The organism is Vibrio sp. 10N.286.51.B11, assembly GCF_041469245.1.
Classification (GTDB): Bacteria; Pseudomonadota; Gammaproteobacteria; order Enterobacterales; family Vibrionaceae; genus Vibrio; species Vibrio crassostreae_C.
Window position 1 is genome coordinate 110,908 of record NZ_JBFRKI010000012.1, and the last position, 13,141, is coordinate 124,048.

The window sequence follows — 13,141 nt, forward strand, 5'->3', positions numbered from 1 at the left end:
AAAAGCTGAGTAATAAAAAAGCCGAGACATCAATGATGTCTCGGCTTTTTACGTTTAAATGTCGTTGTTGATTAATCACTCCCGAAGGAAATCAATCACCAGCGAACATGTAACCTTCACCGTGAACCGTCACAAAGATTTGTGGGTTCTTAGGATCGAACTCCATTTTTGCACGCATACGACGAATCAGCACGTCGATAGTACGGTCATTAGGCGCGTCCACTCGGTGGCTAATCATATTCAAAATACGTTCGCGGCTTAATACTTGATTAGGGTAAGAAGACAAAGCCACTAGCAGTTCGTATTCTGCTTTGGTCAGTTTCACTGGTTCGCCGTTCTTGCTTAACGCACGACGAGGGATATCAAATGTCCACTCACCAAAACGAACCACAGACTCATCTGATGTTTCTTCTACAGCGCCCGCTGCTGTTTTACGAGCAGCAGAGATACGCCAAAGTAGGTTTTTAACTCGAACTAATAACTCGCGAAGTTCGAAGGGTTTAGTAACGTAATCGTCAGCGCCCATTTCAAGGCCTACGATCTTGTCGATGCTATCCGTGCGTCCAGTAACTAAAATAATTCCAATGTCTGATTGACTGCGTAATTCGCGAGTTAGCATCAATCCATCTTCGCCTGGTAAGTTGATGTCCAGCATAATGAGGTCAACGTTGTTTTCTTCTAACACGTTTCTCATTTGAGCGCCGCTTTCTGCTTCGCTCACTGTGTAACCCTCGTTCTGGAAGTATCCAACCAGTTTACTGCGGGTTACCACATCATCTTCTACGACTAATACGTGATAGCTCATCTACACCACTTTTCTTATTTAATAGTTTCAATGACTATTCTATTCATAACTAGTAACAATTCTAGTGGTACAGAAGATAAAAGCCAGAAACATGGATTTTTTTTGATACAAGACAATCTTAAACCTTGCTATTTATCGTCCATCGCAATTCAATATAGGCATTACTACTAACGAGTAACTTTGCGTTTCGCAAATAACCTTGTTATTCAGCCTTGGTGTGCTTATGCCCAAGTGACTTCAAGATGCATATAAGCAACATCACAAGACTAAGTCAGGATCTAACAAATGAAAGATACGAAAGCGTTCAACGAGCAAAGAGCAGAAATATACTGGTGGCTATCAAGCTTATTTGCCAAAGAGCTCACTCAAGAAGAACTCGATCACTACCACTCTGTTGAAATTCGTTCTTTCCTAACTGGTTTAGGCGAAAATGAGACACTAAAGCCAGCGATTGATAAGTTAGTGGATGCGCTGAACCGCCTACAAACTCGTGAAGATGCTCAGCTAGAACTGTCTGCAGACTTTTGCGATCTTTTCTTAAAGACAGATAAGCACGGCGCTCTTCCTTACGCTTCAATGTATATCGGCGAAACTGGCCTTTTGAATGATAAGCCAGCAAAAGATATGGAAGAGAGCATGGCTAAGCACAACTTAGTTGTGAACCAAGATCTAAAAGAGCCAGCAGACCACATTGCTATCGAACTCGATTTCCTTGGTAACTTGATCATTCGTTCAAACGAAACGAATATTGAAGAAGAACTAGAGAATTCATTTGCCGCTCAACAGCAGTTTATCGAACAACAACTGCTGACTTGGTTACCAAAGTTCAACGTGAAATGTCATGACGTTGATGAATTCGGTTTCTACGCCTCCGTCTCATCGTTGCTACTCGCATTCTGTCAATTAGACACTCAATATTTAGCTGGTGAATAGCTTATTGGATGACTCGTTAAATAAATTCAGAAGAATGTGACAATTCACCCGGATTTCCGGGTGAATTTTATTGCGAGTAATTTCTAGTCAGTCTAATATTGTGACCGCAAACGATAAAATATGAAACATTCACGAAATGCTATGCTTATTATAGTTTTGAGCATTTCGGTGTTAAGACAAGCCGCTCAATAGCGGTTTTTTGTTTTTTAGCACTTTTAGTACCCAAAGAGCCCTACAAATTTAAGCTCTTAGTTAGGTAGCTTAACGGCTACTTTATTCCGTACTTTGGGAAAGTAGCTTCTAATAGGATAAAACCATGGCCACTATAAAAGATGTCGCTCGCTTAGCCGGCGTATCAACAACAACCGTTTCTCACGTAATCAATAAAACTCGCTTTGTTGCAGAAGCAACGCAAGAAAAAGTAAACAAAGCCGTAGATGAACTGAACTATGCACCAAGTGCTGTTGCTCGTAGCTTGAAGTGTAATACAACACGCACCATCGGCATGCTAGTGACTCAATCAACTAATCTATTCTTCTCTGAAGTTATCGATGGTGTTGAGAGCTACTGCTACCGTCAAGGTTACACTTTGATCCTGTGTAATACGGGCGGTATCTATGAGAAGCAACGTGACTACATTCGAATGCTTGCAGAGAAACGTGTAGATGGCATCTTAGTTATGTGTTCTGACCTAACTGAAGAACTAAGAGAGATGTTAGACCGTCACGCTGACATCCCTAAAGTTATTATGGACTGGGGCCCAGAGAGTTCTCAAGCTGATAAGATCATCGATAACTCTGAAGAAGGTGGCTACCTAGCGACCAAATACCTTATTGAACGCGGTCACTCTAAGATTGCATGTTTAAGTGGCCACTTAGACAAAGCAGCATGTGTTGAACGTATTGCCGGTTACAAGCGCGCACTTAACGAAGCTAAAATTTCTGCCGATGACAATATGATCATCGAAGGCAACTTCGAGTGTGATACGGCTGTTCTTGCTGCAGAACAAATCGTTGAGATGGAAGATCGTCCAACGGCGGTATTCTGCTTTAACGACACAATGGCACTCGGCTTAATGAGCCGACTGCAAGAAAAAGGCATCCGCATTCCTGAAGATATCTCAGTGATCGGTTACGACAACATCGAACTCGCTGAATACTTCTCTCCGCCGTTAACGACAGTTCACCAACCAAAACGTCGTGTTGGTAAGAATGCATTCGAAATTCTATTGGAGCGCATCAAAGACAAAGACCACGAAAAACGCGTCTTCGAAATGCACCCTGAAATTGTTGAACGAAGTACAGTTAAGACGTTAAATTAATTGATAATTCGAGTTTAATTTCATCAAGCGCACCTTTAGGTGCGCTTTTTTTATCAGCAACTATAATGAACCCAGATGCACAACGGAAAGATCATTAATTGAAGCAGTATCACATTTTGAAATATCAAGTGTGAGCTTCATTCAACAAAAACTTTATTCTATTCAATCAGTCACGCACAGGGCAAACCACTCGAAAGAGTGAGACGCAAAGCTTCCGGCCTAAACCACTCGTTGGTATGGTAGCGGGGTTACCGATGGCAAAATGCAGTAACTACTAATAATTTAGTAATTTACGGCTTATTGACAATTTAATTGCAACATTTTGCTAATCTCTCGGACCTGCTTATTTGGTGGCGTAGTTCAAATACACCGAGATAAATAACATGGATAAACCGATACTAAAGGACTCGATGAAGTTATTTGAGTCCCTAGGAAAAATAAAATCACGCTCAATGTTTGGTGGCTTCGGTCTTTTTGCTGATGACACTATGTTTGCTCTGGTTGTAAATGACCAGTTGCACATACGCGCAGACAAAGGCACAACGAAACAATTCGAACAACAAGGGTTTCAACCGTACGTCTACAAAAAACGTGGTTTCCCTGTCGTTACTAAATATTTCGCTTTACCTGAAGGCCTCTGGCAAGACCAAGAGAAAATCTTGCAGCTTGCAACCACGTCTCTAGGTTTTGCTAAAGAAGAAAAAGCTGAGCAGTCTTCTGCTAAGCCGACCCGACTCAAAGATCTGCCTAATCTTCGACTCGCTACCGAGCGTATGTTGAAAAAGGCAGGGATCGATTCTGTAGAACGTTTATATGAATCTGGCTCTGTAAACGCATTTAACGCCATCAAAGAATCGCATGCGTCTTCTGTCAGTATTGAACTACTTTGGGCGCTAGAAGGCGCGATTAATGGTACACATTGGTCTGTTATACCGCAGCAGCGTCGCGAAGAGCTTATCAATCGCGTCAATTAACATTGTCAGTGCAATCTATATACATAACTAAGCCGCATTTACTGCGGCTTTTTTTATGTCGACAAAACTAGTCTTATGTATAGCTGAACCACTGAGTTCAAAAAGATGGACGGTAATAGTATTTGTAATCCACTTTAACCATCGGAATGAAGTTAATTTCTCCAGAGGAATCCATTATTTCTTTTACTTTGATGGTACCGTTTTTGATTTCAAACGAGCGTACATCTACTTTTTCAGAGGCTTGCGGTAAGATTTTGCTCAATTCATATGAGCGCTTACTGTTTATATCCATCCAGATTTTTTTTCCAGATTCGTAAGCCTGTGATTGGCTCGCCACTACATCGCCTTTAAATACTTTAGACTCAACAGCCGCACGGTGATAGACGCCCGATCCCATGGCTTGGAAAGAGAATAGGCCCGTTGTAGCAATAACCGTAATCATTGATAATAATTTCATAGCTAGCTCCTTAGTTGTCTGCCTGAATAATTATCTAAAACAATCTTCATGCCACGATTGTTACGTATATAGAACGAGCCAAGACCAAAACTCTTTCAAATTTTTGTTACTTTTTACGTGGTACAAATTATCGCTAATAAAATAATGCATACAAAACAAGTCCCTAGCAGAGAGTCACAACCTTCTAATCAACGAATCTTTTTCCACCTCTATTCCGCCAATACTTGTCGCTAACATAAGACTAAGCAATTAGGCTAGCTTTTTGCCCCCGATCCATCGTCTAGAACAAATAGTTTTTTATTAACTGGTGAAAGTTAATCTATGCTTTGCCTGTCTATCTATACTATCGGTATGCATTGAAAATTTAGAGGAAGTATCAATGAGTAAGAAAATGATATTGGGTATTGTGTTGGTCATAACCATCGTGCTGTTAGGCATCAATTTCGGCCAGTACTTAACGCTTGAAAATGCTAAGGCCCAACAAGCTGTGTTAAATGACTACATTGACAGCAACTTTATTGCGGCTGCCGCTATCTATTTTGTCGCGTATGTCATGATTACGGCTTTCTCCATTCCTGGTGCCGCTGTTGTAACCTTATTAGGGGCCGCGCTATTCGGCTTCTGGAACAGCTTGCTACTGGTATCTTTCGCAAGTGCGATCGGTGCGACCTTAGCTTTCTTAAGTAGCCGTTACCTGTTGCGTGACTGGATTCAAACCAAGTTTGGTGACAAATTGGCGACGATTAACAAGGGGGTTGAAAAAGACGGCGCATTTTACCTGTTTTCTCTGCGTCTGATTCCTGTATTCCCATTTTTCCTTATCAACCTATTGATGGGTCTAACACCGATGTCAGTGAGTCGTTACTACATTACGAGCCAAATCGGGATGTTACCGGGGACGGCGGTTTTCTTGAATGCTGGTACTCAGCTCGCAGAAATTGATTCACTTTCGGGCATCGTCTCCCCTTCAGTACTATTGTCATTTGCATTATTGGGGATATTCCCAATAGTGGCTAAATGGTTGATGGGTAAGTTTCGCTCAGCACCCGTAGCTGAATAATGTATATAGCAGAATAGTTTATAATATCTAAACAACACAGATAGCCGAATAAGGTTCTATTTCAATGAAAATCTTCAGTGCATCGAATCCGACAGAAGCTCATATCATCTGTGGATTGTTAGAAAGCGAGAATATTGCCTGTGAAGTCCGTGGTGAGGGGTTGTTCGGATTAAAGGGGGAAATCCCATTCACTGAAGAAACTGACCCTTACGTATGGTTATATGAGCCAGAATTGGCCAGTAAAGCTCGCATGCTCGTCAATGACTACCAAAAGCAGCAAGATTCGATCATCTATGAAGAGTGGCGTTGTGGTGAGTGTCATGAAGTCAACGAAGCGCAATTCGGCTCTTGCTGGCAGTGCGGTGCTGCCTCACCTGAATAGCAGGGTTTCAGTGACCTGATAGAACGATTCGGTCAGATACCTCCTCCAATTAAAAACGGGAAGCTAAAGTTAGCTTCCCGTTTTTATTTCAATTCGATTAACTCATCATCTTTGATTTCACGCCTAGAAAATCACTGAATTTGTTTTTGAATAAACGCAATCGAACGCTGATTAAACTCTTCAGGGTTTTCCACGTTACACACGTGTCCACAATTCGGGATTTCTACTAGCTCACTCGATTCATGCGCTGCAACCATTTCTTTTACAGGCTTAATAAACATGTAGTCACGTTCACCCATCAAATAAAGAGTCGGTATTGGTAGCTCTCTATCTTTAAAATATTTCATCAAGGGGTTTACATCAGCCGTTAAGATAAACCAGCGTTTAAATTCTTTCTGGCACAGTTTTTTGGCTTCGCGGATAAAAAGGTGACGAGACTCTTTTTGGCTTTTTTGTGGCATCACAACATAAGCAAAAAGGCTGTATAACCACATGTAAGGAATGATGTGCTTGCTGAGGTTACCCAACTTGATTAACACTTGAGAGCGAGTGTTTAGCTTGGTGACAGCGCCACCCAGTACCATTGAACGTACACGGCCAGCCGCCAGTTCGGCAACGTTACGCACAATAATCGTGCCCAAAGACATGCCAACGAAATGTGCAGAACGGATCTTAAGATGGTCTAACACTTTAAGAATATCAAGCGTCACCGATTTGAACGTATAACGATTCGAAATCAGCCCTTTAAGTATATTGTCTGATTTACCGTGCCCTCTCAGATCAATGAGAAGTAAGTTGAAATGCTGTTTATACGCTTTGATCTGCTTGAACCAGATGGAGGAACTGCCTCCTGCGCCATGCACAAATACAACCCACTCATCGCTCGTAGGGTGAGTAAATGTTTTATGAAATAGTAAACTCTCAGACATACCTATCGCTTTAATTATTGGAATGGTGCTCTGCCTCATCACAAGGCGATGGCTAAGGATATCACGCAATCAAGAAATTTAAGTGATAATAGTGTCAAACCTATCATTAGTCATGTGAATACCTACCTCACCTTTTCTACCTGACAAAAATGAGTTTGCAAGCTTTGTCTTCGTAAACGTGATGTGCTCTGACCAGGAAACAAAAAGGCACTCAACAATTAGAGCGCCTTCATTTATTACGAGCTGTTGTTGCCCGCACGCTAATTTTAAAGCTAAGTCAACAAGTTAAAATGCTGAATGATACATAGCTAGGTATTCTTTAGCCGCATCTTCCCAACTAAAATCTTGCTGCATCGCATAAAGCTGAGCACGCTTAATTTCAGATGGGTTTTGTGCATAAAGCAGTAATGAACGATGTAACACAGCCAATAACGCCTGCGGTGTTGGCTCTTCAAAAGCAAACCCAGTCGCGACTTCAGGATCTTCATCGTAATCATTCACGCTGTCTTTTAAACCTCCCACAGAACGAACAATCGGCAAAGTACCGTAAGCCATGCTGTAGATTTGGTTTAAGCCACACGGTTCAAATTCCGAAGGCATCAAGAAGAAATCAGAGCCTGCTTCAACCAAGTGCGCAAGTTCATTATTGTACGCTTCTACGAACGAGAACTTATCTGAGTGAAGCGCTGATAGCTCTTTCAATTGACTCGCCAAAACCGGATCGCCAGTACCGACAATCACGATCTGAAGATCATTTTTCAAAAACTGTTCGATGATAGGCAGTAAGTAATGAACACCTTTTTGATTCGTCAAGCGACAAACCATGCCATAAACCGCGCAATCGGCAACGGGTAAACCTACATCTTGTTGCAGTTTTTGCTTACAAGCTGATTTTCCGCGAGCCATGCTGTGCTTGGTCGCTTTGTATTTACGAGGAAGGAAAGCATCAGTTTCCGGATTCCAAGCCCCATAATCACACCCATTCAAAATGCCGAACAGATCAGCAGATCTGTGTTGGAATTCTGCAGCCATACCGTGGCTACCTAATTCCGTTTTCAACTCTTCTGCATAGGTAGGACTTACTGCGTTCACTTTATCCGCACACATCACTCCAGCTCTTAGCATAGTCACATGAGTGTCACTCACTGAAGCTTCAGGCGCATGGTAACTGTGCATCTCTGGCAGGAATTGAAGTTCATCGTAGGCGAACACACCTTTGAAAACCGCATTGTGAATCGAAATAACACTGCGCGTATTTTCAAAGAAATCGTGTTGTTGATAACGCGATTTAAGCAAGAAAGGAACGAAACCAGTATGCCAGTCATTTGCATGAATGATATCCGGTTGGAAACCAAGCTTAGGAAGCATATCAAGACAGGCTGCACTAAAGAACGAGAAGCGCTCTCCGTTATCAGCATAAGCTTGATTGTTTTCTGCGTACATTTCCGGGCGGTCGAAATACTTGGCACATTCAATACCAAAAACTGGAACGCCTTCTACGCTCAGTTTTTTAACTTGATAAGCCGTATGAGGCCAATGATCGAGTTCAGTCGATAAAATAACTTCTGCTGAATCAATGTTTGGAATGTTTCTATATGCGGGGATAGTCACTCGAACGTCCTGTTCGAGTGTTTGCAACGCTTTCGGCAGTGCCTTGGCTACATCAGCCAAGCCACCACTTTTAATCAAGCCTTCAACTTCAGACGCTACAAAAAGTACCGAGAGAGTCTTAGTAACCAACTCGTGCTCCTTTAGAAATCACTACGACACCATCGTCAGATACGTGGTAATGCTTTTTGTCTTCTGTCAGATTTACACCAATCTGTGTACCCGGTGCGATATCTGCGTCTTTATCAATGATAACGCGGCGCAAGATACAACCCTCACCCACTTTTACATCACCGAGTAAGATGCTTTCGCTAATATCACACGCTGATGCGATATTGCTGCGGAAGCCCAGTACACTCTTTTCAATACGCGAACCACGTACATAACTACCGCTACACACAAGGCTATCAATGATCTGAATTCGACCATTTGCCGAATCAGTAAACGTAGCTGGTGGTAGTGGCGGGTAATAAGTGTGTAGAGGCCATTTACGGTTGTATAGCGAGAATGGCGCATCTTTCTTAAGAAGGTCCATGTGCGCTTGCCAGTACGCGTCAATCGTACCTACATCGCGCCAGTAAACTTCTTCTTTCTCACCAGTAATACGGTTGGTGCTGAAATCATAAACAAACACATCACCACGTGGGAACATGTTTGGAATAATGTCTTTGCCGAAATCGTGTGTCGAACCTTCTCTATCAGCATCTTCCGTTAGTTCGGCAAAAAGCTCTTTCGCTTCGAACACGTAGTTGCCCATTGAAACGAGCGCTGATTCTGGATCGCCCGGGATCGACTTCGGATTTGCAGGTTTCTCTTCAAAGCCAATCATACGGCCGTCAGCATCAACCTCAATAACACCGAATTCTGATGCTTCAGCAAGCGGCATGCGCAATGCTGATACTGTTAGAGCCGCTTTCTTCTCTTTATGGAAATCAAGCATCTGTTTGATGTCCATCTTATAGATATGGTCTGAACCAAAAATACATACTTGATCAGGTTCTTCCAACTCCATAAAGCCCATGTTTTGGTAGATAGCATCTGCTGTGCCTTCATACCAACGCTTTCCTTTACGCATTTGCGCAGGAATTGGGTCGATAAAACGGTCTGTTATACCACTGATATTCCAGCCTTTTTTCATATGGTGGAACAGTGACTGTGACTTAAATTGTGTTAATACGTAGATCTTCATTAGATCAGCATTAACGAAGTTGTTCAAAGCGAAATCAATTAAGCGGTAACTACCACCGAAAGGAACCGAGGGTTTGCTGCGAGATTCAGTTAAAGGTCTTAAGCGAGAGCCTTCACCACCAGCAAGAATCATTCCCAATACACCAGCCATTTTATTCTCCATATATCTATAGCTTGTCGATGTTAGTACTCGTAGAGGTATCTTCCTCTGGGGGATGAGCACCAACACTTATTTCGGTATTTAGCGAATATCCATTCACATACAGTGACAATATCCTAAGCCAAACGTTGTTATGTGTGCACTATTCTTTGCACTTGGTTTTATATACGTTATCGACTTTTCGGCCGAATTCAATTTTTAATACGCCATTCTGTGGTACGTAAGCTGATTGCTTTCCTAAGACTTAAAGCAGCTCACACTACACCGTCCAGACGAAACATTACATTAACACCCGACACACATCAGGTATACAACTAAACGCTGATCTGTGAGTTACAATATTTTAATTAAGTTACATTCTCGTTAAAGTTGCATAAGAAGATATGATTAATTACCGCCATTAATTTCGCGGTGTGAATTTAATAAATTCCGGCCGACGAAACACTAAGTCAACAAGTTGCATAGTTAGTCATATTGAGATCAAAAAAAAAGCAGCCATTAGGCTGCTTTTTCATCAATAACGTTCAGTTACTTCTCTTTAGGCTTTTTACGCTTATCCGTAACTTCCCACTTACCGTCGATGTACAACGCAGTCCAACCGGACGGTTTTCCATCTACTTCAGTACGAACGTAGTTTTCTTTAGTCTTACGACTAAAACGAACCACTGTCGGCTTACCATCAGGGTCAGCAACTGGCGCTGATGCTAGGTATTGGAACTTAGGTGAGATACGGTCTTTAAAACGAACCAACTCTTCCACTAATGGTGCACGTGTTTCACGTGATTTAGGGAAGTTGCTCGCAGCCATAAATAGACCAGAAGCACCATCACGAAGAACAAAGTACGCGTCTGAATTTTCACATGGAAGTTCAGGGAAATGTACCGGATCTTCTTTCGGTGGCGCAACTTCGCCATTTTTCAGAATCTTACGAGTGTTCTTACAATCGTCATTGGTACAATCCATGTATTTACCAAAACGACCGTTTTTCAGAACCATGTCAGAGCCACATTTGTCACACTCAACAAGTGGACCATCGTAGCCTTTCACTTTAAATTCGCCGTGCTCAACCACATAACCTTCACAGTTCGGGTTGTTACCACACACGTGCATCTTACGCTTATCATCGATTAGATAAGCATCCATTGCCGTTTCACAAATAGGACAACGCTTTTTAGCTCGAAGTGCCGCTGTTTCAACGTCTTCTTCAAGCACGTTGATAATGCCTTCTTCATCACCAAGGTTGATTGTTGTCTTACAACGCTCTTTTGGTGGAAGTGCATAGCCAGAACAACCAAGGAATACGCCTGTCGAAGCAGTACGAATACCCATTTTACGGCTACAAGTCGGACACTCAATATCGGTTTCCACGATATGATTTGGCTTCATGCCACCAGCGTCTTCGTCTAAATCTGCTTTTTCCAAATCGCCAGTAAAGTCTTCGAAGAAGTTATCTAGCACGCCTTTCCAGCTTGCTTCGCCTTCTGCGATTTGGTCCAACTTCTGCTCCATACGAGCAGTGAAGTCGTAGTTCATTAGGTCGTTGAAGCTGCCGTCTAGACGGTCAGTAACAATTTCACCCATCTTCTCAGCATAGAAACGACGCTGTTCAACTTTTACATAACCACGATCTTGGATCGTCGAGATGATTGATGCGTATGTTGAAGGACGACCAATACCACGCTTCTCAAGCTCTTTAACTAGCGCCGCTTCAGTGAAACGAGCCGGTGGCTTAGTGAAGTGCTGTTTAGGGTCTAGCGCAATCAGATCAAGCTTATCGCCGATCTGTACTGCTGGAAGGATCGTATCTTCGTTCTTGCCCATTGGACGCTGAACACGAGTCCAACCATCAAATTTAAGGATACGACCTTTCGCTTTCAACGTGTACTCATCTGCTTTAACGCTTACTGTCGTTGAATCGTATTGAGCTGGCGTCATTTGACACGCTACGAATTGATTCCAAATTAGCGAGTAAAGCTTGTGTGCGTCTGCGTCTACGCCGTTTAGATCTTCCGACTTAACATCTACACTTGAAGGACGAATCGCTTCGTGGGCCTCTTGAGCGCCCTCTTTGCTGCCGTATACAAGTGCTTTAGGTGGAAGGTATTGCGCGCCGTACTCAGAACCAATGTATTCACGAGCGGCTTCTACAGCTTCTGAGCTCAAGTTAGTTGAGTCAGTACGCATATAAGTGATGTAACCCGCTTCATACAGGCGTTGAGCCAGCATCATGGTTTTCTTTACGCCATAACCAAGACGCGTACTCGCCGCTTGTTGCAGCGTCGACGTGATGTAAGGTGCAGACGGCTTACTCTTTGTTGGGCGGTCTTCACGTTTACATACTTCGTATTGCGCTTTTTCTAAAACGCTAACAGCAGCTTGTGTTTGCGCTTCATTTTCAGGTTTAAACGCAACACCGTCTTTCTGTGCAACTTGCAGTCTAAAGTCGGTTTTCTCTGCTGTTTTAGTATCAGCATGCACATCCCAGAACTCTTCAGGGATAAAGGCGTTGATCTCGCGCTCACGCTCTACCAGTAGTTTTACCGCTACTGATTGAACACGGCCAGCGGACAGGCCTCGTGCTACTTTTTTCCAAAGCAGAGGTGACACCATAAAGCCAACAACACGGTCCATAAAACGTCGTGCTTGTTGTGCGTTTACGCCATCAATATTTAGCTCACCTGGAGTTTCGAAAGCTTGTTGAATAGCATTCTTGGTGATTTCGTTAAAAACCACTCGCTTGTATCGCGTTTCATCGCCACCGATGATCTCACGAAGGTGCCATGCGATAGCTTCTCCTTCGCGGTCCAAATCGGTTGCGAGATAAACATGGTCTGCGTTCTCAGCCAGTTTTTGCAATTCAGCGACGACTTTCTCTTTACCAGGTAGGATTTGATAGTTCGCTTCCCACTCTTTATATGGGTTGATACCCATCTTTTTGATAAGAGCTTTGCGATCTTTTTCTTTTTTGATACGAGCTTTGTCTTCTGGGCTCATACCCTTGGTTGAAACTGCTGCAGCCTTTTGACCAGTACTTTGACCTGCCGTTGGTAAATCACGTACGTGACCTACACTCGACTTAACGACAAAGTCTTTGCCAAGATATTTATTGATAGTTTTAGCCTTGGCTGGCGACTCCACTATAACGAGCGATTTACCCATATTGACTCTAACGTCCTTAATCACGATGCTTCAGCACCAACAATTTAGCTTGTGGGCTTTTACGCATGATATTCTAAATTCATTGCTTCTTTTTTTACTATTGTGCGAGATTACTAGAAGATCAACCGCTTTTTTCAAAATTGGATCTGATCGCTCGACAATTCG

At 42.7% G+C, this 13,141-nt stretch carries 11 protein-coding genes and 1 riboswitch; of the genes, 5 read left to right on the forward strand and 6 right to left on the reverse strand.

The annotated features are described in order from the left end of the window. Positions 1–91 precede the first annotated feature (91 nt). Entirely contained in the window at positions 92–805 is a 714-nt protein-coding gene (gene torR / locus AB4154_RS07455) for a two-component system response regulator TorR (RefSeq protein ID WP_017067841.1), read from the reverse strand. 285 nt (positions 806–1,090) lie between these two features. Here torR and torD point away from each other — a divergent pair, with 285 nt between their 5' ends. The 3 genes from torD to AB4154_RS07470 all read left to right on the forward strand — a co-directional run bounded on the left by torD (position 1,091) and on the right by AB4154_RS07470 (position 4,033). Further along, the gene (gene torD, locus AB4154_RS07460) at positions 1,091–1,738 is read left to right on the forward strand and encodes a molecular chaperone TorD (protein WP_372122633.1); all 648 of its coding nucleotides are present in this window, start codon (positions 1,091–1,093) and stop codon (positions 1,736–1,738) included. Positions 1,739–2,054: 316 nt separating this feature from the next. Continuing rightward, positions 2,055–3,059 carry an HTH-type transcriptional repressor PurR gene (gene purR, locus AB4154_RS07465; protein WP_017063507.1) on the forward strand — a complete coding sequence of 335 codons (1,005 nt, stop codon included), beginning with the start codon at positions 2,055–2,057 and terminating at the stop codon, positions 3,057–3,059. A 170-nt stretch (positions 3,060–3,229) separates the two neighbouring features. After that, positions 3,230–3,315: riboswitch (cyclic di-GMP riboswitch) on the forward strand. 127 nt (positions 3,316–3,442) lie between these two features. Next, positions 3,443–4,033, forward strand: a complete 591-nt coding sequence (locus AB4154_RS07470) for a TfoX/Sxy family DNA transformation protein (RefSeq protein WP_019820997.1) — start codon at positions 3,443–3,445, stop codon at positions 4,031–4,033. A 97-nt stretch (positions 4,034–4,130) separates the two neighbouring features. Here the strand turns inward: AB4154_RS07470 and AB4154_RS07475 are convergent, their stop codons facing one another. After that, entirely contained in the window at positions 4,131–4,490 is a 360-nt protein-coding gene (locus AB4154_RS07475) for a DUF3316 domain-containing protein (RefSeq protein WP_017067843.1), read from the reverse strand. 379 nt (positions 4,491–4,869) lie between these two features. Here AB4154_RS07475 and AB4154_RS07480 point away from each other — a divergent pair, with 379 nt between their 5' ends. After that, positions 4,870–5,550, forward strand: a complete 681-nt coding sequence (locus tag AB4154_RS07480) for a TVP38/TMEM64 family protein (protein ID WP_017062098.1) — start codon at positions 4,870–4,872, stop codon at positions 5,548–5,550. Between the two features lie 64 nt (positions 5,551–5,614). Continuing rightward, positions 5,615–5,932: a DUF2007 domain-containing protein gene (locus AB4154_RS07485; RefSeq protein WP_017062099.1), complete on the forward strand. Its 318-nt coding sequence runs from the start codon at positions 5,615–5,617 to the stop codon at positions 5,930–5,932. A gap of 131 nt (positions 5,933–6,063) precedes the next feature. Here AB4154_RS07485 and AB4154_RS07490 read toward each other — a convergent pair whose 3' ends face one another. The 4 genes from AB4154_RS07490 to topA all read right to left on the reverse strand — a co-directional run bounded on the left by AB4154_RS07490 (position 6,064) and on the right by topA (position 12,976). Continuing rightward, positions 6,064–6,861 (reverse strand): alpha/beta fold hydrolase, encoded by a 798-nt coding sequence (locus AB4154_RS07490; protein WP_017062100.1) that lies wholly within the window; start codon positions 6,859–6,861, stop codon positions 6,064–6,066. A 285-nt stretch (positions 6,862–7,146) separates the two neighbouring features. Then, complete coding sequence (glgA, locus tag AB4154_RS07495) at positions 7,147–8,601, reverse strand: glycogen synthase GlgA (protein WP_017070017.1); 1,455 nt, start codon at positions 8,599–8,601, stop codon at positions 7,147–7,149. Further along, positions 8,591–9,820 (reverse strand): glucose-1-phosphate adenylyltransferase, encoded by a 1,230-nt coding sequence (glgC, locus tag AB4154_RS07500; RefSeq protein ID WP_080582251.1) that lies wholly within the window; start codon positions 9,818–9,820, stop codon positions 8,591–8,593. Before glgC ends, glgA begins: the two co-directional genes overlap by 11 nt. Before the next feature lie 525 nt (positions 9,821–10,345). Continuing rightward, the gene (gene topA / locus AB4154_RS07505; protein ID WP_048612738.1) at positions 10,346–12,976 is read right to left on the reverse strand and encodes a type I DNA topoisomerase; all 2,631 of its coding nucleotides are present in this window, start codon (positions 12,974–12,976) and stop codon (positions 10,346–10,348) included. Positions 12,977–13,141 lie beyond the last annotated feature (165 nt).

Coding starts and splice junctions, on each gene's coding strand:
- torR (WP_017067841.1), bottom strand. CDS start 805: ATGAGCTATCACGTATTAGTCGTAGAAGATGATGTGGTAACCCGCAGT.
- torD (WP_372122633.1), top strand. CDS start 1,091: ATGAAAGATACGAAAGCGTTCAACGAGCAAAGAGCAGAAATATACTGG.
- purR (WP_017063507.1), top strand. CDS start 2,055: ATGGCCACTATAAAAGATGTCGCTCGCTTAGCCGGCGTATCAACAACA.
- AB4154_RS07470 (WP_019820997.1), top strand. CDS start 3,443: ATGGATAAACCGATACTAAAGGACTCGATGAAGTTATTTGAGTCCCTA.
- AB4154_RS07475 (WP_017067843.1), bottom strand. CDS start 4,490: ATGAAATTATTATCAATGATTACGGTTATTGCTACAACGGGCCTATTC.
- AB4154_RS07480 (WP_017062098.1), top strand. CDS start 4,870: ATGAGTAAGAAAATGATATTGGGTATTGTGTTGGTCATAACCATCGTG.
- AB4154_RS07485 (WP_017062099.1), top strand. CDS start 5,615: ATGAAAATCTTCAGTGCATCGAATCCGACAGAAGCTCATATCATCTGT.
- AB4154_RS07490 (WP_017062100.1), bottom strand. CDS start 6,861: ATGTCTGAGAGTTTACTATTTCATAAAACATTTACTCACCCTACGAGC.
- glgC (WP_080582251.1), bottom strand. CDS start 9,820: ATGGAGAATAAAATGGCTGGTGTATTGGGAATGATTCTTGCTGGTGGT.
- topA (WP_048612738.1), bottom strand. CDS start 12,976: ATGGGTAAATCGCTCGTTATAGTGGAGTCGCCAGCCAAGGCTAAAACT.